Origin of the sequence: Flavobacterium frigoris PS1, from assembly GCF_000252125.1 — a bacterium.
GTDB lineage: Bacteria > Bacteroidota > Bacteroidia > Flavobacteriales > Flavobacteriaceae > Flavobacterium > Flavobacterium frigoris_A.
Genome location: NZ_AHKF01000020.1, coordinates 15,828 through 40,006 on the forward strand (window position 1 = coordinate 15,828; position 24,179 = coordinate 40,006).

General features: G+C 36.0%; 19 protein-coding genes. All 19 read right to left on the reverse strand.

From position 1 onward, the window contains the following. Positions 1–7: 7 nt before the first annotated feature. Positions 8–760, reverse strand: a complete 753-nt coding sequence (locus HJ01_RS12670) for an ABC transporter ATP-binding protein (RefSeq protein ID WP_007138841.1) — start codon at positions 758–760, stop codon at positions 8–10. Between the two features lie 6 nt (positions 761–766). Continuing rightward, positions 767–1,558, reverse strand: coding sequence for an MlaE family ABC transporter permease (locus HJ01_RS12675; RefSeq protein WP_007138842.1), 792 nt, complete (start codon positions 1,556–1,558; stop codon positions 767–769). A gap of 312 nt (positions 1,559–1,870) precedes the next feature. Next, complete coding sequence (locus tag HJ01_RS12680) at positions 1,871–2,746, reverse strand: ribose-phosphate pyrophosphokinase (protein WP_007138843.1); 876 nt, start codon at positions 2,744–2,746, stop codon at positions 1,871–1,873. Continuing rightward, positions 2,743–4,254, reverse strand: a complete 1,512-nt coding sequence (locus tag HJ01_RS12685; protein ID WP_007138844.1) for a thymidine phosphorylase family protein — start codon at positions 4,252–4,254, stop codon at positions 2,743–2,745. Before HJ01_RS12685 ends, HJ01_RS12680 begins: the two co-directional genes overlap by 4 nt. Before the next feature lie 186 nt (positions 4,255–4,440). After that, positions 4,441–4,734, reverse strand: coding sequence for a chaperone modulator CbpM (locus HJ01_RS12690; RefSeq protein ID WP_040473948.1), 294 nt, complete (start codon positions 4,732–4,734; stop codon positions 4,441–4,443). Further along, a complete protein-coding gene (locus tag HJ01_RS12695) occupies positions 4,731–5,639 on the reverse strand; it encodes a DnaJ C-terminal domain-containing protein (RefSeq protein WP_007138846.1) in 909 nt (302 codons plus the stop codon). Before HJ01_RS12695 ends, HJ01_RS12690 begins: the two co-directional genes overlap by 4 nt. A 440-nt stretch (positions 5,640–6,079) precedes the next feature. Continuing rightward, positions 6,080–6,463 carry a DinB family protein gene (locus HJ01_RS12700; protein ID WP_202946664.1) on the reverse strand — a complete coding sequence of 128 codons (384 nt, stop codon included), beginning with the start codon at positions 6,461–6,463 and terminating at the stop codon, positions 6,080–6,082. Positions 6,464–6,642: 179 nt separating this feature from the next. Beyond that, the gene (locus tag HJ01_RS12705; protein WP_040473949.1) at positions 6,643–6,975 is read right to left on the reverse strand and encodes a hypothetical protein; all 333 of its coding nucleotides are present in this window, start codon (positions 6,973–6,975) and stop codon (positions 6,643–6,645) included. Between the two features lie 116 nt (positions 6,976–7,091). Further along, a complete protein-coding gene (locus HJ01_RS12710; RefSeq protein WP_007138849.1) occupies positions 7,092–8,153 on the reverse strand; it encodes a reverse transcriptase family protein in 1,062 nt (353 codons plus the stop codon). Positions 8,154–8,337: 184 nt separating this feature from the next. Continuing rightward, positions 8,338–8,466, reverse strand: coding sequence for a hypothetical protein (locus tag HJ01_RS17980; protein WP_262487902.1), 129 nt, complete (start codon positions 8,464–8,466; stop codon positions 8,338–8,340). Between the two features lie 233 nt (positions 8,467–8,699). Further along, complete coding sequence (locus HJ01_RS12715; RefSeq protein WP_007138851.1) at positions 8,700–13,937, reverse strand: endonuclease; 5,238 nt, start codon at positions 13,935–13,937, stop codon at positions 8,700–8,702. Positions 13,938–14,144: 207 nt separating this feature from the next. Further along, complete coding sequence (locus HJ01_RS12720) at positions 14,145–15,308, reverse strand: phospholipase D-like domain-containing protein (protein WP_007138852.1); 1,164 nt, start codon at positions 15,306–15,308, stop codon at positions 14,145–14,147. Positions 15,309–15,317: 9 nt separating this feature from the next. Beyond that, a complete protein-coding gene (locus HJ01_RS12725) occupies positions 15,318–16,397 on the reverse strand; it encodes a site-2 protease family protein (RefSeq protein WP_040473950.1) in 1,080 nt (359 codons plus the stop codon). A 183-nt stretch (positions 16,398–16,580) separates the two neighbouring features. Beyond that, positions 16,581–19,163 (reverse strand): cation-translocating P-type ATPase, encoded by a 2,583-nt coding sequence (locus HJ01_RS12730; RefSeq protein ID WP_007138854.1) that lies wholly within the window; start codon positions 19,161–19,163, stop codon positions 16,581–16,583. Between the two features lie 146 nt (positions 19,164–19,309). Next, on the reverse strand, positions 19,310–19,471 hold the full coding sequence (locus HJ01_RS17670) for a hypothetical protein (RefSeq protein ID WP_007138855.1): 162 nt from the start codon (positions 19,469–19,471) through the stop codon (positions 19,310–19,312). Positions 19,472–19,501: 30 nt separating this feature from the next. Beyond that, the gene (locus HJ01_RS17180; protein WP_007138856.1) at positions 19,502–19,975 is read right to left on the reverse strand and encodes an OsmC family protein; all 474 of its coding nucleotides are present in this window, start codon (positions 19,973–19,975) and stop codon (positions 19,502–19,504) included. Positions 19,976–20,011: 36 nt separating this feature from the next. Next, positions 20,012–20,767 carry an SDR family oxidoreductase gene (locus tag HJ01_RS12740; protein WP_007138857.1) on the reverse strand — a complete coding sequence of 252 codons (756 nt, stop codon included), beginning with the start codon at positions 20,765–20,767 and terminating at the stop codon, positions 20,012–20,014. A gap of 20 nt (positions 20,768–20,787) precedes the next feature. After that, positions 20,788–23,202, reverse strand: coding sequence for a phosphoenolpyruvate synthase (ppsA, locus tag HJ01_RS12745; protein ID WP_007138858.1), 2,415 nt, complete (start codon positions 23,200–23,202; stop codon positions 20,788–20,790). Between the two features lie 293 nt (positions 23,203–23,495). After that, complete coding sequence (locus HJ01_RS12750) at positions 23,496–24,164, reverse strand: FAD-binding oxidoreductase (RefSeq protein WP_007138859.1); 669 nt, start codon at positions 24,162–24,164, stop codon at positions 23,496–23,498. Positions 24,165–24,179 lie beyond the last annotated feature (15 nt).

The following is a 24,179-nucleotide window of genomic DNA, read 5'->3' on the forward strand; positions in this document are numbered from 1 at the left end:
TCTGTAGTTATTTAAAGAAAGCCTGAACTTTAGGGTCAGCATATTTTGATAGTTCTTCAAAAGTGCCTTCTGCGTAATTGATGCCGTCGACGAGTAAAATCATTCTATTTGAAATCACTCGAGCACAATCGACATCATGGGTAATTATAATTGCTGATGTATTGTATTTATCTTGGATTGATTTCATAAGGATCAATATTTCTTTGGCCGTTATGGGATCTAGTCCAGTTGTTGGCTCATCATAAAGTATAATTTTGGGTTGGAGGATTAAGGTTCTGGCAAGGGCGATCCTTCGTTTCATTCCTCCTGAAAGCTCCGCAGGCATTAAGTTAACTGCATGTGCCAATCCTACGCTCTCGAGCGCCTCCATTACTAAGGGCGTCGTGTCTTTTAATACTCCAAATTTTTTGGTATGTCGGCGTAATGGGAATTCTAAATTTTCGCGAACGGTCATAGAGTCATAAAGTGCACTTCCCTGAAATAGAAAACCAATCTCCGTTCGGAGTTCATCTAGTGCAGTCCGGCTTAGCTCTGCGATGGTTTCTCCCATAACCTCTATAGTACCACTGTCAGGTCTTTCTAATCCAATCAAGCATTTTATCATTACAGATTTTCCGGAACCAGATTTTCCCATGATTACCAAGTTTTCTCCTTCATTTAACTCCATATGAAAACCATTCAATACATGATTGTCACCATAACTTTTTCTCAAGTCTTTGATTTCTATAATGGGTTTATTATTTGGAATGGTTGTACTCATAATTAGTTATAAATCATAAAAAATATCGGTAACGAAAACAGCTATAAAGTCAATAATAAAGAGGAGCATGGAGGTGAAAACTACCGCTGAGTTAGCAGCAACACCAACACCCGCTGTGCCTTTTTTGCAGTAATACCCTTTGAAACAACCTACAAGTCCTATTGCAAAACCGAAAAAGAAAGTTTTGATTGTTGCTGGCATCAAATCTCCAAATTCCAAGGCATTAAAAACTTGATTGAAATACAATAAAAAGGAGACGTTTCCTTTTACGTTTTCAACGAGATAGGAGCCAAATAGTGCTATTGCATCTCCAAAAAATACCAGTATGGGTAGCATAAATGTAGTTGCCATAATTCGAGTGACAACCAGATATTTGAATGGATTGGTACCAGACACTTCCATGGCATCAATTTGTTCTGTTACTCTCATAGAACCTAATTCGGCACCTATGCCTGAACCTATCCGGCCTGCACAAATAAGTGCTGTTATAATGGGCCCAATCTCTCTTATGATAGAAATACTCACCATTGAAGGCATCCAAGAAACCGCACCAAACTCCTGAAGTGTGGGACGTGATTGCAGGGTAAAAACCAATCCGATAATAAATCCTGTAACAGCAACAAGTAATAGAGAACGGTTTCCCATATTATAACATTGGCGAAGAAATTCCTTAAATTCTACAGGACGTTTAAATGATTCTCTGAAAAAGCGGGCGGCAAAAAAAGAGAGCTCACCAATTTCAAGTAAAAAAGATTTGAAAACTTCGGTTATTTTAAAAATAGCATTCATAGGCATCATGAATAAATTTTTAATAGTAAAGTGGCTACTCAAATATACGTACTATTATGTTGAATATCAGATATTTCTGCTGTTGTTAATCCATTTTTTTGATAGTTTTGTCGATAAAGTGAGTTTAAGGGAAGGGTAATTTGAAGTTTATTAAATAAATTCCCTCAAAAATTAAAGGAATAAAGAAGTAAAGTGATTTTAGTATTGCAAGAGATTTTTTCTGTAAAAAGACAGGAGCTACTTACGGAGAGGAGTAGGTAACACTGTGGTAAGAAGCTAGTTTTATGTTTTGTAATTTTATTTTAAAAATAAGATTGTTTTTTAATTCAGAGGATCGATCAGTAAATCACTAATGTCGATCTGGTTGCTTTCGTGAGGAATAGTGTTGCAGGTAATGATTTCCTTTGCACCTGAACTTTTAATTTCTTGGAAAGCATTTCCTGCGAAGACGGCATGTACGCCAATACAAATAGCAGGTTTCATTCCTACAGTTTTTAAATGACCGATGGTCTCGATCATGGTACGTCCGGTAGAAATAATGTCATCTACTAAAACGGGGATATGGTTTTTGTAAGTATGAAAATTAGGAATAGAAACTTCCACTTCGCGATCGCCATGTCTAATTTTTGTCAAAATTATGTAAGGAGCATTGGCATTTCTAGCCACTTCTGAGACCCATTGTTCACTTTCACTATCAGGACCGATTAATAGGGGGCTGGCAATATTGTTTTTTATCCATTCTGAAATATGATTTGCCGCATGGGCTACTTTGGAGGGAATGGTATAAATTTCAGATAAGGAAGGTCTTCGATGTAAGTGTGGATCAATCGTGATTAAAGAATCTACAAAACCTGATAGCAGATGGGCAAAATAAGTAGAAGTAACTGCTTCTCCTGGATTAAAAATGGTGTCTTGCCGCATATAGGAAAGATATGGAGCAACTAGCTGCACACTCTTCGCACCCAATTCTTTTGCTGTTTTAGACAAAAAATAAAGAGGGAGTAATTTAGCGTCTGGTTGATGGAGGGTACAGACTAAAACGACTATTTTATTACTTACACTTGATAATATCCTAATGTAGGTTTCTCCATCGGGAAACTGTCTGATATCAACGTTTCCTTTGTCCGCATTTTCTCTTTGAACAAGTATATCAGTCAGGTCTTCGTTTCCTGGTAAAGCAAAAAATATCTTTTTCATGACACTGATTCTAATAAAATAATATCCGGTTCGGTTTTCATATACTCTAATGCGTATTTTAATTCTCCTTCTGTTTCTGCATAGATACAAAAAAGCACATCTCCCTTGTTGACCATAGTATTCAAAGGGGTATAAAGTAGTACGCCTGCCATGCAATCATGCGGAGCACCTGCAAGCTTTGCGATTTTAGCAAGTTTCCGGTTATCAATTTCGGTTACGATTCCTGATTTTTCAGCATGGATATCGATTTTATAAATGGCATATTCAGGTTCCTTGAAGCCACCTTGGGCGATACAAATAGCCATGAATTTTTCGTATGCCTTTCCTGAGGAAAGTATTTCTTCGGCTAGATCGAACCCATTTTCATTTGGTTTATTATGTACGAGATCTATTATACTTGCCGCAATATCTAATGCTTTTTTTCTTAAATCTTGGGGAGCATTTTTTTCATTTCGCAATACGCTTAGCACGTCCATGGCTTCCAATGAGGGACCAATTCCCCTACCTATGGGTTGCGAACCGTCAGTAAAAAGTACTTTTACTTCTATACCAATTGCTTTTCCGACCACATTGAAGTAGTATTTAAGTTTTTCGGCGTCTTCTTCTGTTCTCACCTTGGCTGTTTTTCCAATTGGAATATCAATAACTACATGAGTGGAACCTGCCGCTGATTTTTTTGATAATACGGAAGCAATCATTTGCCCTTCTCCATCTACATCAAGAGCTCTTTCAATACGAATTAGAATGTCATCGGCGGGACTTAATTTTATTGAGCCTCCCCATACAAAGCAACCATTTTCTTTTCTCACCACTTTTTGGATTTCTTTAATCGAAAGGTTTACTTCTGTCATAGTCTCTAAAGTGTCAGCCGTTCCAGCTGGAGAAGTAATGGCACGAGAAGAAGTTTTGGGTATAGTAAGTCCAAATTCAGCAATGATTGCGACAACAATTGGTGTTGTGCGGTTTCCAGGAAGGCCACCCACACAATGTTTGTCAACAACAATTTTTTTATTCCAAGACAACTTTTTACCTGAATTAACCATTGCTTTTGTAAGGCCAATTATCTCGTGAATGCTGAGGTTGTCTCCACCACAAGCAGTTATGAAAGCGGCAATTTCAATATTGGAATATTGTCCCTTGACAATATCATCAATAATGTTTTGGAAGGCTTCATAGTTTAATTGTTTCCCGTACATTTTAGCGCGAATGCTACGCATAGAAATGACAGGTTGTACATGAGAAAAACTGACTTCATCATCTTCTTTTGCATTTAAATCGTTCCATGCACTTTCAGAGATCCCCGCTTTCCCAGGTTTCAGAATTCCATCTGTAATAATATATAAAGTTGCTATTAAAGATTTTTCTTTTACTGTTATTAATACCCTGTTAAGTGCCTCAAAACCTTCGGATTTGCAGATGTAGCAGTCCTTACGCATGAATACAACATGTTCTTTTTGGGTATCAATACCAAGATGAACCAGTTTTAGGCTATTGAATTTAGTTTCCATTCCAATTAATTTAAATAAGAATTAAAGTTTAAATAAAAGAAGGCAGTGCTAAGTGGTTAAAAGAATGGTATGATATTAATTCTTAAAATCAGACTTTAGCGAAGTCTTCGAATTAATTGTTTCAGTATGCTTTAAAAGAAATGACAACTATTTCTTTATTCAATTAACACCTAAGGAATTATTTTTTCAATTTTCATACAAACGCAACCTGTTTCTAACAGCCGTCAATTCTTCTTTCAAAGAATCTATTTTTTGTAGTAAATTAAATACCACATCGATACCTTCGAGATTGACATCTAGTTCTTGGTGCATTCGAATCATTTTCTCAATTTCATAAATGGAATCCTGATGAATATATTGGATTTGCTCAACCATTTGGATTTCTATCAATCCAATTTCGTTTAAATTAGAGAAAAAAGATAGTTCCACGTTATAATGGGTACATAAGTTTTCTAGGGGAATGAAGTTTTCTGTGCTCATATGGTTCTTAACTTTGAAAGTTCGGTGAATAGTTCCTTCTCTTTTTCAGAAAGGGTTGTGGGTATTTGTATTTGATAGCTGATGTATAAGTCGCCAAATTCGCCTTCCTTTTTATAAATAGGAAAGCCTTTTCCTTTCAGTTTTATTTTTGTATCATTTTGCGTTCCCATAGCCACTTTTAGTTTTACTTTTCCGTCAAAAGTATCGACTGTAATTTCACCGCCTAATATCGCGGTATATAGATCTAGGGCTATTGTTGAGTATAAGTTACTTTTGTCTCGCTTGAAATTAGTGTGATTTTCTATGGTGAAGGTGATATACAAATCTCCCTTTGGACCGCCGCCAGATCCTGCAGCACCATGACCGGTAATTTTTATTACCTGACCATTTTCAACCCCTGCCGGAATAGTGAGTCTAATGTTTTTGCCATTAATGGTTAAGGTACGCTTGTGTGTAGTATAGACTTCCTTTAGGTCAAGGTGAAGTTCAGCATTAAAGTCTTGGCCTTTAAATTGAGGACTGCGTCGCCCACTGCCTCCTCTAGCAGATTGATCGCCAAACATAGATTCAAAAAAATCAGAGTAATCGCCACCGCCACTGAAGCCTCCAAAACCGCCTTGTTGGCCATTTCCTTGATATTGCTGCTGTTGCTGCCTTTTCGATTGTTCATACTGTTCCGCATGTTGCCAATTTTCCCCATATTCGTCATATTTTTTGCGGTTTTCGGCATTGCTCAATACTTCGTTGGCTTCATTTAGTTCCTTGAATTTTTTTTCTGATTCTTTATTGTTCGGATTTAAATCAGGATGGTATTTTCGGGCCATCTTACGATATGCCTTTTTTATTTCAGCTTCTGTGGCCTTTTTGTCCACCTCAAGAACTTTGTAATAGTCTATAAATGCCATTTATGATGTTTTTTATAATTATTATTTGATATTTTAAGTTTTCTTGGTTTATGTAAATTTTTGACATTTAATTGAATCTGCAGCTATAGGTTAGCTTAAATAATCAGCATATAAAAAGACCATCTTGATTTGTGATTTATTCAAAGTTGAAAGCAAATAGCACGATTTTTCAATGACAGATTTATTGTCAATAGCTATTACTATTTTTTGTGTTTTCCATGTCATTTAGATTGTTTGATGATTGCTGTACATATCAGTTTTTTTGATACTTGGATATAGCCCAATTCGAACAAATGTACTATCAAATTTAATCAATTTTTAACGGATAAAACAGAATAAATAGTTTTATTTCAATAAGTTATAAGGGTGGTTGTTTGGGTTTATACTCTTTTAGATGTTAAAAGAATTGAGTTTATCACTTCAATCAAATAATGCGAATTTCATACGCTCCCGTGTTTATTTATGATAGACATTTGTCCGGAATAGTATGCCGTACGAGAAATAATTATTCCAAAAGCTTCGACTTTTGTTTTACAGCTAAATTCTTTTGTTGTAATTGTGGATTCCCAATTTTCATCAGTTTGTTGTTCGATAATTGCCAATACGCTTTTGAAGACATAATCAGAATATTCTTTTAATTCAGCGATATTAGTCCATTCTCTAGTATCTTTTTCTGTAATATCTGTTTTTATAATTAGCTTAAGATTAATAGATCCCAATACGTTTTTTGCAAATAGCAATTCCACATCCCTAATATGACGTGTAAGAAATTCAAAATTATAAGAAAAAGGAATTAGTTTCTTTGTTAAATCATTTTCTGTAATTTGTTTTCACTTATTTGTAAAGTGAGCTCCGGTTTCTTGCCAAAGTTCAATAAGTAATTGTTTATTTGGTTTCATATTAAATGGAATTTTTAAATTAGCTCGTATTGAAAATCTTCAATTATTTGTAATAAAATAGTGTGATTCAAAGCTAAAGAGTAAAATTCTTTTTGCTTCAAGCTTCATTTTATAACTTGAAAGATAGTTAGGATAATTATAAGAATCATTATCCTTGAGTAGATGCGTTTGTTGTATTTTGCTAACCAATTGGGTAGATAAATATCAAAATTGTCTTTTGTGGAATCGGAATATTTGCGCGCTATAATGGTTAATGGACAAAAGAATTTAAAGATTAATAAGATGATGCCTTCCAAGACTATTAATGCATATCCAATCCAGAGCCAAATGTCTACTTTGTTTATAATTACGGCATACAGCATGTAGAAAATCACAAAATTGAAAACTACCCAAATCAAAGTATGTAAGATCTTAATAAGTACCAGTTTTGTTTTCATTGTTGGGGCTATTCTTTATGTTGGTTTTCTAACTAAAATGCCAAGAGCTTTAAAACGGAAAAGTCTCGCGTGGGCACGTTTTGGAGGTTTGGTTTCTATCTATTGAAAAAATAACATTACATCAGCAAAGAGGCCGCTTTATTGTCGCTTGCATCTCTTTTCTTTTTTAATTCTTTGAGATAGGACTTGTAACCAATAAACTCTGTGTCTTTTGGGTTGATTTGAAGGACAAAATTTATTTTTCCGATCATGTGTTCTAGGAAGTTAGCTTGATTGATTTCTTTGTATTCGCGATGTTCATCAATACCAAATTTCTGGATGTAGTACATTGCTTGTCTCAGTGCGTTGCGTTTGTGGAATACGACTTGTGGCTTTTCATTTACAACAATTCCTGTTACGGTTTGTCTAGAGTCAGGGGTCATCAATTTTGTTTTGCTTTGGTTTATTTTTAGTCTGAGTTTCTCAACAGCTTCATTCACTATATTAAACAGTTCTTTTTCGTCAAAATCTCCAGAAAAACTCAGGTCATCTGCGTATCGGGTGTATCTTATTTTTTTCTCAAGGCAATATTCAGAAATGGTTTTATCAGCGTCTTCAAAAATGAGATTTGAAAGATAAGGGCTTGTTGGAGCTCCTTGCGGCAAACTTCCATCACGAGTGCATAATTTGGATAATAAATCGGAAATGCCTTTGGTATAGCCCAAATCGGTGAAGACTTTTTCAACACTTTCGATGCCAATGGAGGGAAAAAAGTTTTCTAAATCCAGGGTGAAGACTTTAGGTTGGTTTTTATGAAATTTTAAGTTTTCGATAAGACTCACATTGGGTTTATAGGCTTTGGCAAAAGCACTGACCGCACGTTTGTATAGTATGTTTTTTAGAATCCACTGCTGAATTTCTTTTAAACTGGGTAAGGGCTCCGAGATTGCTCTTTTTTGACCGTTCTTTTTAAGGATTTCAAAATCACGATAAAAATATTTGGTATGGAGAGCAGCTTTTTTTAGGTATTCTTTTTTGTATCCTATTAGTCCCGCAAGATGGGAGGAATTATAAATCACTGGGACATCATTAGAAAATAATATTTCGGCATAATCCAAGCAGCGTTCTATCTTCTGCGAACTGTACCCCATTTTGGTGGCTTCCTTTGTAAAAGTATCTTCGTAGTGTGAAAAATCCATAACGTTAAAATCGTTAATGGAGTGAGGACTTTTTTGTCACTCACTCCAATTAGGAATACGGGTTTAAAAGGTTCGAAGCTCTGCGGAGAGCCTTTTAAATCCAGTGCTTGAAAAAGCATTCAATTACAGAACAGTGACTCACCGTTCCGGTGTTAGCTGGGCTGACAAAATTGTCAAAAACGAATTAGAAAGGCAGTTCTTTCTGAAGAGGGATGTATATGGTTTTCTTATCCAATTTTGGGATTTTACTCTTCAAATCCTTTGAAATCCATTCTTCTTTTTTTTTTCGTTTCAACTGCTTATTTATTTCCATTTTAAGAAAGTATAATTGGTCTCGTTTAAGTGTATTTTGTTTATAAGTATTTTTATATCAATTACTTATGTTTGACTACTGCTTAATAAAGTTACGAAAAAATATATTTACAACCCTTATTTTAAATGATTTTTTTACAGTGTTAGTTTAAGATAAAAAGCCTCCAAAATAATTATTTTGGAGGCTTTAATTTCAGACAAAAAGTATATTATTTCTCTATTTTGTAGGAACCATTATCTTTTTACTAAGTATTTGATGTTTTTGACTTTTCCGTTCACTACCGTTTTTAAGAAATAGAATCCTTTTCTTAATTTTGATAATTCTAAATTCGTTACTGATTTTCCAGCACTTACTTCTTGGGTTGTTTGGCTAACTAATTGCCCAAAGAAATTGTAAACTAAGAAGTCTACTTTGCCATTTGTAGAACTGTTAATGCTAACATTTACATCATTTACAAATGGATTTGGATACACATTAACGTTTGTAATGCTGATTGGGGTATTATTTATTGAACAGCTACCTAAAACATCCCCATGAGCTAAATGCCATTTTACCGCATGTTCATCAACACAAATAGCTTTTCCATTGTGGCAAATTTCGACTTTAGGATTTCTAGGGTTATTTCCACAACGCACATCTTCGACGTTTACCGTTCTTTCAGAAAGGGCGATGCAACCATTAGCATCAGTTACTGTTAGGGTATAAGTTGTAGTTTGTTCTGGACACACTTTGATAGTACTTGTTGTCGCATCATTGCTCCAGGCATAAGAATAAGGTTGTACACCACCCGAAATTCCTTCAGCAGTAAGCGTAGTACAAGATTTTTCATTGTATCCGCGATAAACAGTTACATCTTCAGCTGTTGGAATCTGAATTGCTGGGGCTTCAGTAAGTGTAATCTCTTTTGATATTGTATGGTTTAAAGCATCTTTAACAATAACAGAATAATTTCCAGCTGCAAGATTTGTAATGTTATTTGTAGTAGCATCTGTACTCCAAGTATAAGTGTAAGGAGGAATCCCTCCAGAAACATCGATACTTGCTGTACCATTTTCTTCACCATTACAAGTAACATTGGTTACAGTTAAATGATCAACATTCATTAGTTTCATTTGTAATCTCACTGAAACTGGGAAGTGGTCAGAAGCCGTTTTTGTATAGTCACTAGAGTAAAATTCATAATGAACTCTTGCAGATTCAGGAATATATAAATCAGATAATTCATTAGATAGTGTAATGTGATCAATCATATTTTCATACGTTACGTACGATCTAAATCCAGCATCACTTAATGATTTTGTAGGAATAAAATAATTTGTAGCATCATTTACATACGCTGCATAAGATGAAATGGTTGTAGGAACATCAGATACCGTTTGATCAACGTCGTCATTATAATCTCCCAGTAAAATTAAATTGGCATTTGGATATTGAGCATCTAATGTGTCTTTTAAGACCTCAACATCAAATTTACGCATGTCGTATTTGCCTTGAGCATCACCGCTAGTATTTGCTCTAGCATGTAAGTCAATGATATTAATTTGCTTTTTGTTACCATCAATAGTAACATTTGCAGTTAACATAAAGGGCAATCTTCCGCTGGCAAAAAAGCGAGATTTATCAGCATCTGGATAATTGGCTAAAGCCGAATTATCTCCGCCATTATAATAAGGGTGAATTGTTTCTAATAAAACTTTAGTGCTAACCGCTTCAACTGTTTTGTTTTTATAAATGAATCCTACTTTTTGTTTAGGACCAGAAGCATCATTGGGGTAAGAAGTAGCTTCAGATAATACATAACTGTAATCATTCATTTCGCTTACCATTTGTGCTAATAAAGTATCATCAGAAACTTCTTCTACAGCATAAATGTCTGCATCTAAAGTTTGCAATATGTTTTTGACAGCTTCTTTTTGTATCGCATCTGAGTCCGTTTTTCCAGCTGCAGGTGAATTGGTTTCATCTCCAAACCAAGCTACGTTCCAAGTTGCGATATCCAAAGTTTTATCTTTAGAAATACTCAAATCACTTCCTGATTGTTGAAATTTATCTGCACAAGGGAAGTCGGTTCTCATTCTTGGTAATAGTTGTTGTGTAGTAAAATAATTACCCACAACACCAATAATTTCAGAACAAGTTTCTGGTTGACCGAGACCAACTAGCTCATTCACATCAGCATCGATTCTTAATTGTGCTGTACCGCTTGCATCAGTTATATCAGTATTTGAATTACCAAACATTATTGCTCCTGGTTTTGGGAAAGTTGTATTTTCGATACGAACTAATTCTGCAGGATGATTTACCATTTCACTCAAGGTGATTGTAATTGGTTGAATAGGCTGATTGGCTAATCCATTATTGGTAACAGCGCTTACTGGGCTAATTTGAGCTTGATCGCTATAGTTACTTCTTGTACCGGTAACTGTAATTGAATCTCCTATTTTGAAAAGTCCTGTACCGTGAACTGTTTTATCGAAAACAGCAATTGCTCCAGTTGCATCTTGTATATAAGCGGATCCTGAAAATTGATCAGAAACAGTTAAAACACCAGTTACGGTCACTATTTCCCCTTCTGTTTTTGCTCTAGCCTCAGCAATTGGGATTACGACTACTATATCAGCCGCATTTCCAAAAAACTGTCCGGAATTTATTGCTCCAAAAGTAGTGTTGGCAGCTTGCCAGATAAAATCAGCATAAGTATATCCCGCTCCTGTTAATTGAAGTGAAGTTCCAATTGCTGCTGTACTTGCTTCAGCAATACCAACATCAGTACTTGTCATTCCTGCAGCAGGACCATTAGTAGCAGTAAAACTACCTTCGTAGCTTAAAAATTGAATTACTTTTCCAGTAGCATCTACTAATGCTAAACCATCAGGAGCTCCATTTTGCAATCCAGGAATATTCACAGATACCGTTCCATAACCATTTAATTGGTCGGGGATAATTCCTGAAAGGTTGCCAGTAGGAGTATAGCTTGCCCCGCCCGAACCGTTGTAAGGAATAATACTCCATCCTGTTAAATCAGTTCCTGCATATCCAGCAATCTCAACTGCTTCACCAACATCCGTTCCTGCATTGTCGTAATGGATTTCGTTGATAAACACTAAATCTCCAAATTTCTGTCCCACATTTACTTTACTAAAAGTGCTAACTGCAGCTTCCCAAATAAAGTCAGTGTACTGAGTCCCTTTACCTACTAATTGAAGAGAAGTTCCTACTGTAGCTGTACTTGCTTCAGCAATACCAATATCAGTACTGGTCATTCCTGCAGCAGGACCATTAGTAGCAGTAAAACTACCTTCATAGCTTAAAAATTGAATTACAGTATTTGAAGCATCCACTAATGCGATTCCATCAGGTGCCCCATTTTGTAGCCCTGAAATACTCACTGAAACAGTTCCATAACCATTTAATTGATTTGGAATAGTCCCTGATAAATTTCCTACTGGAGTATAAGAAGCGCCACCATTACCATTGTAAGGGATGATTTTCCATCCTGTTAAGTCGGTTCCAGCAAGACCAGCAACTTCAATTCCTTCATCAATATCTGAACTCGCATTGTCATAATGGATTTCATTGATAAATACAGATCCAGTAGGTGCAGGTGTAACGTCATTATTAAGTGTTGTTACACTAACTTCATTACTAGCATCAGACGTGTTATCATCTGAGTCTAACGCTCTAACGGTGAAGGCATAAGTTGTATTGGTTGTTAGACCTGTAATAGAAAAGCTTGTTGCCGTTGTAGCAGCAATTTCTGTCGCTCCATTCAAAATTATATAAGAAACTCCATTCGAAGCATCCCAAGACAAATCAGTTGTTGTTTTAGTAATGTTATTAGCAACTAAATTTGTAGGAGCGGTTAACACAACTGCAGTAGTTGTGAATGCTTGTCCGTTATTTATATTTCCATATGTACTTGAAGTACCATTCTGCCATATAAAATCAGTATAGTTTGTGCCAGAACCAGTTAATTGTAAAGATAATCCTGTTGCTTCTGTCCCTGTTTGAGAAGCACCAATATCAGTACTTGTCATTCCGTTTGCAGGGCCATTTGTAGCTATAAAAGTACCTTCATAACTTAAAAACTGAATTACATTACCTAGATTGTTGACTAATGCAAGACCATCGGGAGCTCCGTTTTGCAGCCCGTTTATAGAAACGAATACGGTTCCAAAACCGTTGGATTGATTTGGAATTATACCTGATAAACTTCCCGCTGGAGTATATGGTGCTCCGCCGTTTCCATTATAAGGGATAATACTCCAGCCAGTAAGATCAGTTCCAGCAGTACCGGCAACTTCAACTCCTTCACCAACATCAGTTCCTGCATTATCATAATGTATTTCATTCATAAAAACTACAGAAGTAGCTGGTGGTGTTCCTGCAACTGTTGTAATTGAAACACTATTACTTGAATTTGAAACATTTCCTGCGGCATCAAATGCTTTTACAGACAAATTATAATTTGTGTTTGTAGTAAGCCCTGATAATACATAACTTGCAGTTGAAGAAGACCCAATTTGAGCCGTACCGTTGTACACTCTGTATCCTAAAACGCCTATATTATCAGAAGATTGAGTCCATGATAATGTAGTCTCAGTTTGTGTTGTATTTGTAGCGTATAAATTTGCAGGAGTAGTTGGCGCTTCAGTATCTAGTGTAACACTTCCGTCAAATCTATTTTGTGCTTGTGGTCCGCCCCAAATTGTTGTTGCAAATGCAGGATTGTCAATAAAAGGGTTTCTGTTTCCCTGAACTCCCTCTAAAATTGTATTTCTATTAATTTCTACTTGAGATACTGGATCTTCAACATTCCATTGTAAGAATATATCTGCCATGTCTGCGCTGTAATTTTGTGAGCTTACAGCAACTGCACTTGGTACACATTGGTCTCCGTAACGCAAATGCATGTACATTATCATACGAGCGACGTCACCTTTCCATTCATCCCCCGGATACCAGTAGGCTCCGTTAACTAGTGTAGCGTTACCTGATCCAGCACCAAAAGGGTAGTTGTTTCTTGTAGCGTTTAATGTTATATCTGAGGCTCTTAAATGATGTGCATCACTTCCAGGTCCTGTAGTTCCTAAATTTGGATTACCCAATGATTTTGCAAATACGTGTTCTCTGTTCCAGTTTCCTTGATTTCCACCGTTTAGATCTTTTGAACGAGTTCTGTCATTTGTAATGTCCGCATCTGAATCATTGTAACCATAAATAAGCAAAACTTTACTTGGGTCATTCGGATCTAAGTCTGTTTGTTTTAACGCATCCCATACTCCTGGGGTATAACTCAAGTTAGTGGTATTACTACTAATTAAAGTCGCAAGACTTGTTTTTAAGGCATTTCCCGTTTGGTTTATATTGGTTCCATTGTAATAGGAAGGAACCTGACCAAATGATAAAAGACTTAAAAAAGAAAATACTGCGACTAATAGCAGCTGCTGTCTTAAGTAAAAGTGTTTCATATATTTATAAGTTTATTAAAAAAGCAAAAATATAAATATTACTAATTTCTTACAAAAAATAATATTAACAAATTGTTATTCTTGTCAAAAAAATCAGCAAAATAGCACACAATTATTTAACAAAAGTGAGTTACTTGAATAATTATTGAATTTATCGCAAAACCATTCAATCTAATTTAAGTTTTTTGGCTACGCAGTTTGTGGATTTTAATAAAGTTTTTTGAGTCGTTTATAAGGGAAATAGGTCGCAATGTTTAAGATCATTCTTGCGGTCCAATAGGATAACCAATTAATGACATCAGAAGGTATGGTATTTCTTTTTTTAAGAGATTCCGGAGTTATTCTTTGACATTGTGCTATTATTTCGTTGAGATGCCTTATGTAGCTGCTGGAAAATGCTGAAGATTTAATTTCAACATTCATTTCAAGACTCGCATAAGAGCTCAAATTATTTAGATTGAAAGAACCAATAGTAGTCCAACTACCGTCAACAACTGCTGCTTTTCCGTGTAAAATAGTTTTATTCCACTCATATAACTCAATATTATTTTCTAGAAGTGAGGAATATATATGGTAGGTTGCCCTTTTTGAAAGAGTAACATCTGATATGCCAGCGAGGATTAATTTAATTTTGACCTTATTTTTTGCTGCTTTTTTAAGTGCATTGGTCATTCTTCTGCCGGGAAGAAAATAACTCCCCACTATGATTATTTCTTGTTGTGCATTATTAAAGGAATCGATGTAAGAATCATAAATTTCGTTTTTTCTTTTCAACCAATCATTTTGAATAATGCGAATGACCGTTTCTTCTTGACTAGGTATAATGGATTCTAATTTTTTTTTGAATAGGTATTTTTTCTTGAAAAAAAGATCCCAACAAATTAATTGAAGCGCTTTTGCCATTTTTATATCGTTTATCTGCACGGAATAATCTAGCCAAGGTTTTTTGGCAGGAGTGCCATGATATTTATCCGAAATATTTATCCCTCCTATTAAGATTACTTCTGCATCAGCTACAACTACTTTGTGATGTAATCTTCGGCCAATGTAAAAAGAGTTTGCCGAAAAGAAAGGGGAAAATAATCGGAAGTTGATACCAAGTTTTTTTAGATCAACGATCACTTCTTTTGAAAAGGAATAAGAACCAAAACCATCCAGCAAAATATATATTTTTACCCGGCGGCTGGCTGCTTTTTTTAATTCTTCTAAAATTTTAGTACCTATAGAATCATTGCTGAAAATATAGAATTGTAGGTGAATCTCATATTTGGCGTTTTGAATAATATGTTCTAATCGTGAAAAATAGTCAGTTCCACTGTGAACTAATTCTACGCTTTCAAGAGCAGCAGTAAAGTTGTTATTAATTGGCATCGACTTTTTTTATTTAACCCCTTTTATTAATAGGAACTCCAAAAGGTTTTCGGTGTCTAATGTACCTACTAGTTCATTGTTTTCCATGACTAGCATTAAATTATTTTTGTTTTTGTAAACCAATTCGAAGATATTTTCCAAAAGTGTTTCCACGTCCAAATAAATTAAGTTTTTGTTCATGGCAGAATGAATTACACTATTTTCTCCTTTTTCAGAAAGAGCCATTATAATTTGGTCTCGATTTAATGTTCCTATCGGTTCATTTTTTTCAGTAATCAAAAAAATTTTCGATTGGGAATCTAATAATAAATTGATTGCTATTTTTATGGGTTCGCCAGCATCAATGGTACTATATTGCTTCATTAATACATCTCTCACTTTGTAGCCTTGGAGGGAATATTTGGAATCGGCATGTTTACTTTCCATCTGGGCGCCCATAATGACAAATAAGCCTATAAAAATCAGAAAGGGATTATATAGAAAACCGAGAAGTATAAAACCCATCGCCAAAAATTGCCCTATCCTAGCGGCTATTTTTGTTGCTATATGCCTTTCAAATTTAAAGGATAATAATGCTCTGAGTATCCTTCCTCCATCCATTGGGAAGGCAGGGATTAAATTAAAAATAGCGAGTATGATGTTAACGATAAAAAAATTAAGGAAAAAATTACTAGCATTTACACCAGTTGATAATTCTTGAGCAAATTCTTCTGAAGTAGCTGGAAAACTGATAAATAGCCCCGTTATGAATGCAAGCGCAATATTGACTAACGGCCCAGCAAAAGTGACAATCAGCTCCTCTTTGGGTTTCTCAGGAAGACTTTCTAATCGGGATACTCCACCTATGGGTAGTAGGGTAATGTCTTTTGTTCCTATATTAAATAATTTTGCAGCAAAAGAATGACCAAGCTCATGTAAAAACACGGTTATAAAAATACAAAGGATGAACACAATAGACCAGACGATTTGTATTGCATAATAGCCTGTCCTATAGTTGATGTAAATTATAAATGCGATGAGTAATGAGAATGTCCAATGTACAAATATGCCAATGCCTCCTATTGTCCCCAGTTTGATTGATCCTTTCATCTTTTATTCAGTTAGTTGTAAAGGGATTGCAATAAAACACACAATTAATTAAAAATCAATAAATTGTAAGTTGGCTGCAGAGATTGAGGCTTCTCTTTATCTATACTAAAATACGACATTTTTTTTACAAAACTCAAAAAAATAAAGTTTAGAATATTTTCTGTTCCTTGGCAATATAGCAACTTAATAATACTTGCTATTTCGCCTAATGATCCATTTTTCTATTTCTACTGCCCAGAAAACGACCGTTGATGCGATAATGGTTACTGCTAATTCAAAAACAGTAAGTGGTTGGGTTTTAAAAATAACATTACAAAAAGGAATATAAATAATCAGTAACTGCAATGTTATGGTAATTAGTAATGCCCATAGGAGAGGTTTATTTGACAGTAAACCTATTGTGAAAAGGGAATTCCGTTTAGAACGAATGGCCATCACATGTCCCATTTGGCTAAAACAGAGGACTGTAAACGCAATGGTTTGCCAATGTGGAATTTGTTGTTGTATCGCCCATGCTTGTGTCCCAAGGGTTACCATGCCCATTAGAAATCCGACCCAAAAAATGTGATAGGCCATCCTTTTTGTAAAAATATTTTGTTTTGGATCTTTTGGTGGATGTTTCATAATGTTCAATTCCTCCGGCTCAGAGGCCAGAGCTAATCCAGGAAGGCCATCCGTTACTAGATTTATCCACAAAATATGGATTGCCAGTAAAGGAAATGGCAACCCGAAAAATGGCGCTAGAAAAATAGCACATATTTCCCCGAAATTTCCCGTGAGAATATATTTTATAAATTTCAAGATATTGTCAAAGATCATTCGTCCATGTTTAACAGCAATTACGATGGTGGCAAAATTATCGTCCAATAATATCATGTCGGCCGCTTCTTTGGAAACCTCCGTTCCATTGACTCCCATAGCAATCCCAATATTAGCAATTTTAAGAGCAGGGGCATCATTTACCCCGTCACCGGTCATGGCTACAAAATGGCCTTTGCCTTGTAAAGCTTTGATTATTTTTAATTTCTGTTCCGGATTGACACGGGCATAAACGCGCACTTTATCAACTATGTCTTTAAACTGCTGATCCGTTAAAGAAGCTAATTTGGATCCACTCAATATGATGTCTTCTTCAGAAGTAATAATTCCAAGTACCATGGCAATTGCTTTTGCAGTAAGTTTATGATCACCAGTAATCATCACAGGAATAATACCTGCTTCTTTACATTGTGCAACAGCTTGTTTCGCTTCTTCCCTTGGTGGATCGATCATTCCCGCTAATCCTACAAATAGCAGTGAGGATTCTAATACTTCGACGTCTAGAACCTCCGGTAATTCATCGATTTCTTTTATTGCATATCCAAGTACGCGATACCCTTTGTTAGCCATTTTATCTGCTTTTTGCTCAAATTCATAAAGGAGAGTCTTTTGATTTTTAATTAAATTGGGTAATAGAGCATCTACAGCCCCTTTAGTAATGGCTATATATCCTTTTTCCGTTTGATGAATTGTAGTCATGCATTTTCTGGATGCGTCGAATGGAAATTCTGCGACCCTTGGAAACTTTTTTTCCAAGTCAATTTTTTCCACCTTTTCATTAAATGCATATTGGACTAGCGCGATTTCCGTTGCATCTCCAAACCATTTATTATCACTTTTTTGTGTGACATCATTATTGAGAGCCATGGCATTGAGTAATGCATTATGCTGGAAAAAGGCTGATTTAGTTTTTATATCGGTTACAACATAAATTTCCTGTACCGTCATTTTATTTTGAGTCAACGTTCCTGTTTTATCGGTGCAGATATAAGTAACCGAACCTAATGTTTCAACTGCTGGAAGATTTCGAACGATTGCATTACTTTTTATTAACCGTTTGGCTCCAAAGGCTAGGGCAATGGTAACTAAAGCAGGTAATGCTTCAGGGATGGCTGCAACCGCTAGTGAGATAGAAGTTAATAACATGGCCAGAATATCTTCACCGCTTAGCCAGCCTATTAGAAAAATAGAAGTACAAATTAGGAGGATTACAATGGATAATTGCTTTCCAAAAGTGGCTAGTCTGATTTGTAAAGGGGTTAATGTTTCGTGTGTTTGAATCATTTCAGCAATGTGGCCGAGTTCCGTTTTCATACCGGTTGCAGTTACATAGGCAGAACCGCGTCCATTTGTTACAAAAGTACCTTTGAAACCTAAGTTTACTCGGTCTCCTAAGGGGTAATCCCCTTTTGCTAATTGTTCCACTATTTTTTCTACCGAATGTGATTCACCTGTAAGAGTCGATTCATCCACTTTTACTTGATGCGTTTCAACAAAACGGACATCAGCGGGAATTCTATTTCCGGCTTCGAGCAAAATTAGATCGCCAGGCACTAAATTGTCAGAAGGGACTTCAATCGTATTTCCGGATCTAATAACCCTTGTCTTGTTTGGTATGATACTTCTTAAGGCTTGCATTGCTTTTTCGGCTTTGAATTCCTGTATAAAACCGATTCCCGCATTGACTAGAATTATGGCTAGAATTATAATAGTATCTGTTATGCCTCCTATAAAACCAGATATAATAGCTACGACAATAAGGATGAGAATCATAAAACTGGTCAATTGTCTAAATAAAATACCTATCACGGTCTTAGTTTTCTTGTCAACAATCTTATTTTTCCCGTATTCGGCCAAGCGTTTTGAGGCATTTGTTTGCTCAAGTCCAGACGAACTTGTATCTAGTAAACGGGATACTTCGGAAAGTGGAAGTAAATGCCAATTCATTTGAGTTTATTTTAAGAGTTATTTCTTTCCCTCTTTCTTCAATTTTAATAGGATTATAAGATAGGGAAACGAACGACGAGCCATTTTTACAAAATTATAATTGACCCTAATGTCTGGTATTAAGGACAAATTTTGCAAAGGAACATTTAGTTTAATTCGTTTTCGCAAATGCCTTCGTAGCCTTCAGCTGGTTTTAAAGTATCTTCGTTTAAAGCTTGTTGAGTATATTCTAATTGATGCTTGCCATGTATCGCGTTTTCGATAAATGGTCTGTCAAAGTCATAAACGCTGTACATTAGAATTTTCATAATTTGTTATTTTATAAGTGATAGGCTATTTTATTTTTCGGCATGATCATATTTCTCATCTTTAGAAATTAGTGTCAGTTCAATACTTACTTCTGGATCTAAATGAATGTTTGCTTTAAGAGTGTTAAGAATCAAACAAGAATTTTTACTCATTTCCAATATGTATCTGACTCGTTCTGGATTTTGAAAATAGGGAATTACTACTTTTGGTCTTAGCATAATTTCAGTTATCGTATCTGTTCCTTTTATCGTTTCAATTGTGCAGCTGGAGCTACTTTCAAAGCTTATAATTTGAATAGTTGAGTTTTCGATAGCGGTTAAAAAGCTCGCCATTAGACAACTATTTATAGAAGCAAGAAGTAAATGCTCTGGTGAGCAGGTTTCTTCCATTATTTTTTGCAAATCCAGTACTGCTTTTTGTTCTGAATCTTGTGGAAATATAGATTCAATTAAAAAACCTTTTCTTTTACTTTTTGCCCTTAAATTTACTTCGAAAGTATTCATATAAAATAGTTTTCAGTTATGAAATTAGTTAATGAATTATTGGGCGACAAAGCCGCCGTCCACAGCCATTGCATGTCCGGTCACAAATGAAGCTCCGTCAGAACACATCCAAATGACAGCATTGGCGATTTCTTCAGCTTGGCCAAATCGGCCTACAGGTTCTAAATTAGTAAATTGTGCTATAGCTTCTTTATCGTTTCCGGTAAGTCGATCAATCATAGGGGTTTGTATTACTCCTGGACAAACTGCATTCACACGTATTCCTAGTTTAGCACATTCTAATGCGGATGTTTTTGTCAAACCTATAACGCCATGTTTTGACGCTACATAAGCAGGTAAACTAGAAAATCCTACCAATCCAGCTACCGAGGAGCAGTTAACTATAACTCCTTTTCCTTGTTTAATCATTTCGGGGATTTCATATTTCATGCAGAGCCAAACTCCTTTCAGGTTGACTCCAATAGTTTTGTCCCAGTTCTCTTCTGAACAATCCTGCACGGGAGCTGACTCACCCTCAATTCCAGCATTGTTGAAAGCATAATCTAATCGTCCAAAAGTCGCAATAGTTTTTTCTACCATCGCTTTGACATCAGAGGATTTAGAAACATCGCATTTAATGAACAGGGCCTCACCGCCGGATTTTGTAATGAGGTCTATTGTTTCGGTATTTTCTTTCCAATCCACCACAACGACTTTGGCTTCTTTTTTGGCGAAAGCCAGAGCTGTTGCCCTACCAATCCCAAAGGAACCACCCGTCACGATTGCCACTTTATTTTTGAATTCAGATTCCATAATTGATTTGTTTTAGGTGGTTACAACCGTACCGTATTTTTCTTTTCTGCTTCCAATATGTTTTCAATTCCTTTTATCATAGCGTCCGGATTAAAGGAAATGCTGTCGATTCCTTCCTCTACTAGGAACTGTGCAAATTTTGGAATATCACTAGGTGCCTGACCGCACAGACCTACTTTTATTTTGTTACGTTTTGCTGCATGAATCGTTTCTCGAATTAAATTCTTTACAGCTGGGTTTTCCTCGGTAAATAAATAGCTTACCAATGCTGAATCGCGGTCCAAGCCAAGGGTGAGCTGTGTCAAATCATTGGAGCCAATTGAAAAACCATCAAAAAGTTGGGCAAATTCGTCAGCCAGAATCACATTACTCGGAATTTCGATCATTACGTATATTTCAAGATTGTTTTCGCCTTGAGTCAATCCGTTTTTTTTCATTTCTGCTATTACTTTTTTCCCTTCTTCTATAGTTCTGCAAAACGGAATCATTAGTTTTACGTTTTGAAGCCCCATTTCGTTGCGTACTTTTTTCATAGCCTCACATTCCAAAGCAAATCCTTTTTTGTAAAAATCACTGTAGTAACGAGAAGCACCGCGAAAACCAATCATGGGGTTTTCCTCATCGGGTTCGAAATATTTCCCTCCTATAAGATTAGCATATTCATTACTTTTAAAATCACTCATGCGTACAATGACATCTTTAGGGTAAAAAGCGGCTGCTACGATGGATACGGCTTCCGCCAATTTATCGATGAAATAGTCTTTGCCGTCTTCGTAGCTTTTGGTTAAATTATGTATCTCGGTCGCTACATCCGAATCAGTTATTTTTTCCGGCTCACACAAAGCTAGCGGATGGATCTTTATACTATTAGAAATGGCAAATTCCATTCGCATTAAACCAACGCCTTTGTTGGGGTAAAAACTCAATTCAAATGCTCTTTCTGGGTCGGCTAAAATAAACATGGGGTCTGTTTCCGGCAAAGCTAATTGACTAAAATCCTGTTCTGTGATTTCCCATTTTAGTTTGCCGTCATAAACGTTTCCGTCTTTACCTTCGGCACAGGATACCGTAATTTGTTGTCCATTTTTGATAGATGTTGTGGCTTCTCCACATCCTACCACTGCGACAGTTTCTAGTTCCCGTGCAACAATGGCAGCATGACTAGTGCGTCCTCCTTTGTTGGTAATGATGGCGGACGCTTTTTTTAGTATAGGATCCCAATCGGGGTTCGTTAAGTCTGTTACGAGAATCTCTCCTTCCAGCAGCTGGTTTCCTTCTTGGGGGTTATGAAGTATTCTAGCTTTTCCACATGCTATTTTGTCTCCCAATGCGATTCCTTGGGTAATTAGCTGTCCTTTTTCTTTGAGTTTGTAAATCTTCCGAACTTGTTTTTTATCTTTTCCATAAACCGTTTCCGGGCGTGCCTGAACAATATACAGCTGGTTGTTGATTCCGTCTTTTGCCCATTCAATATCCATGGGTTTTTTATAATGCTTTTCTATGGCATAACACCATTTTGAAAGTTGGACGACTTCTTCGTCCTGTAGGGAAAATTGGTTTTGTCTTTCTATTGGTGTTTCATTATTTAGGGTGGTTTCTTCAGCAGAGGTTTCTTTTGATTGTCCTGCATAAATCATAGTAAATTCTTTTCTGCCACAATGCCTTTTCAGTATGGGGTTGAAGTTTTTATTTTGCAAAGTAGGCTTGAATACCATCCACTCATCAGGAGTTACGGTTCCTTTTACGATATTTTCGCCTAGCCCCCAACTGCTATTAATAATGATTGTGTTTTGAAATCCAGTATCCGGATCGATGGTAAAGGCAACACCGGAGGAGGCTTTGTCGCTTCGCACCATTTGTTGTATACCAACAGAAATGGCAATATCCATCTTTGCGAATCCCATATCATGGCGGTATTTTATGGCCCGGTCCGTAAACAGAGAGGCATAGCAGCGATGGATGGCTTCCTCGAGCTGCTTCTCTCCGCTAATGTTCAAATAGGACTCCATTCGCCCAGCAAAACTTGCTGTTGGCAAATCTTCGGCTGTGGCACTGCTGCGCACTGCAACCGCTAGATTTTTAATGCCACTTTGTTTGCAAAGAAATTGGTAGGCTGTTTGGATTTCTTTTTTTATTTCGGGAGATAGTCTGGCCGATAAAATGTATTTCCGTGTTTTTTCTCCGATTTCCGTAAGGTTAGAATAATTTTCTGAATCGAGCGAAAGTAGTAATTTAGTTAAAATCGATTCTATATTATTTTCTTTTCGAAACAATCGGTACACATCGGCAGTTATGGCAAAACCATTAGGGACGCTAATCCCCAACGGATTTAATTGATTATACATTTCACCTAATGAGGCGTTTTTACCGCCCACTTTTTCGATGTCGTTTATATTAATTTTATTAAAAAATAGGATGTGTCTTGAATTTTCCATGACTTATTTTAATTTACGCATTAGTGAGAACAAACGATGAATTATAGTAAATGGATTCTAAAGGGCAAATAATAGTATTTTCAATGTCGACTTGACCGTAGGTATTTGTAAAAGAAGGTAGTAGGATTTTCTTCTTGATGTCCGCTTTATAGTAAATTTAGTGAATATATTTTTTTTGGAAACAAAAAAACTATTTATTTACGCGTTTTTTAGTTGTAAGTAATTGGTTAATAGTATTTTGTTTTAATTTTTGATTTGAGGTAGGGAATTTCGTTTTTGAAAGGGCAATTTACTTACATTTCGATTATTATAATATCCATGTTTGCGCCTAGATCGTGCAAGTCTTTAGTAATACTTTTTACGAAGTTAGCTGGACCGCATACATAAAAATGCTGTCCAAAGTCGGAAATATGATCAATCAGGTAGGTACGATCAATTCGTCGACCTCTGAACCCCAAAACATTTTGACGGGTAAAGAGTTTAATGAAATTATCTCCTAGCATTTCCTGGAGTTCGTCCTCCATGATAACGTCTTCTGATGTTTTATTGCTGTAAATAAGGCTGTTGTTTTCAATTTTGTTTTTATGGAACAAGTCACGGAAGATTGAAATAAATGGGGTGATGCCTGCACCTCCAGCAATGAAAACACCTGGACCTTTGTATTGAATAGCCCCAAATACATCATGTAAAATCAGTTCAGCACCTGCATTCGTTCTACCTAACATATTGGTGACGCCTTCATGATCTCGGTAAATCTTTATCATAAATTCAAGTTGGCTCTGATCCCTTCGGCAGGTAAAGGTAAAAGGGCGTAATTGATTCTTCCATAAGGGTTGGTTTATGGATACTTCTGTTGCCTGACCGGGTATAAAATCAAAGTCAACAGGTTTTTCAACTGTAAAGCACTTTACATCATGGGTGATATACACTGCTTTTATCACTTTAACAATATGACTGTTCATAAGGATTCGTTTAAA

What these genes read in the sequence shown, in the direction of transcription:
- HJ01_RS12670 (WP_007138841.1), bottom strand. Translation starts at nt 760, where the DNA reads ATGAGTACAACCATTCCAAATAATAAACCCATTATAGAAATCAAAGAC.
- HJ01_RS12675 (WP_007138842.1), bottom strand. Translation starts at nt 1,558, where the DNA reads ATGATGCCTATGAATGCTATTTTTAAAATAACCGAAGTTTTCAAATCT.
- HJ01_RS12680 (WP_007138843.1), bottom strand. Translation starts at nt 2,746, where the DNA reads ATGAAAAAGATATTTTTTGCTTTACCAGGAAACGAAGACCTGACTGAT.
- HJ01_RS12685 (WP_007138844.1), bottom strand. Translation starts at nt 4,254, where the DNA reads ATGGAAACTAAATTCAATAGCCTAAAACTGGTTCATCTTGGTATTGAT.
- HJ01_RS12690 (WP_040473948.1), bottom strand. Translation starts at nt 4,734, where the DNA reads ATGAGCACAGAAAACTTCATTCCCCTAGAAAACTTATGTACCCATTAT.
- HJ01_RS12695 (WP_007138846.1), bottom strand. Translation starts at nt 5,639, where the DNA reads ATGGCATTTATAGACTATTACAAAGTTCTTGAGGTGGACAAAAAGGCC.
- HJ01_RS12705 (WP_040473949.1), bottom strand. Translation starts at nt 6,975, where the DNA reads ATGAAAACAAAACTGGTACTTATTAAGATCTTACATACTTTGATTTGG.
- HJ01_RS12710 (WP_007138849.1), bottom strand. Translation starts at nt 8,153, where the DNA reads ATGGATTTTTCACACTACGAAGATACTTTTACAAAGGAAGCCACCAAA.
- HJ01_RS17980 (WP_262487902.1), bottom strand. Translation starts at nt 8,466, where the DNA reads ATGGAAATAAATAAGCAGTTGAAACGAAAAAAAAAAGAAGAATGGATT.
- HJ01_RS12715 (WP_007138851.1), bottom strand. Translation starts at nt 13,937, where the DNA reads ATGAAACACTTTTACTTAAGACAGCAGCTGCTATTAGTCGCAGTATTT.
- HJ01_RS12720 (WP_007138852.1), bottom strand. Translation starts at nt 15,308, where the DNA reads ATGCCAATTAATAACAACTTTACTGCTGCTCTTGAAAGCGTAGAATTA.
- HJ01_RS12725 (WP_040473950.1), bottom strand. Translation starts at nt 16,397, where the DNA reads ATGAAAGGATCAATCAAACTGGGGACAATAGGAGGCATTGGCATATTT.
- HJ01_RS12730 (WP_007138854.1), bottom strand. Translation starts at nt 19,163, where the DNA reads ATGAATTGGCATTTACTTCCACTTTCCGAAGTATCCCGTTTACTAGAT.
- HJ01_RS17670 (WP_007138855.1), bottom strand. Translation starts at nt 19,471, where the DNA reads ATGAAAATTCTAATGTACAGCGTTTATGACTTTGACAGACCATTTATC.
- HJ01_RS17180 (WP_007138856.1), bottom strand. Translation starts at nt 19,975, where the DNA reads ATGAATACTTTCGAAGTAAATTTAAGGGCAAAAAGTAAAAGAAAAGGT.
- HJ01_RS12740 (WP_007138857.1), bottom strand. Translation starts at nt 20,767, where the DNA reads ATGGAATCTGAATTCAAAAATAAAGTGGCAATCGTGACGGGTGGTTCC.
- ppsA (WP_007138858.1), bottom strand. Translation starts at nt 23,202, where the DNA reads ATGGAAAATTCAAGACACATCCTATTTTTTAATAAAATTAATATAAAC.
- HJ01_RS12750 (WP_007138859.1), bottom strand. Translation starts at nt 24,164, where the DNA reads ATGAACAGTCATATTGTTAAAGTGATAAAAGCAGTGTATATCACCCAT.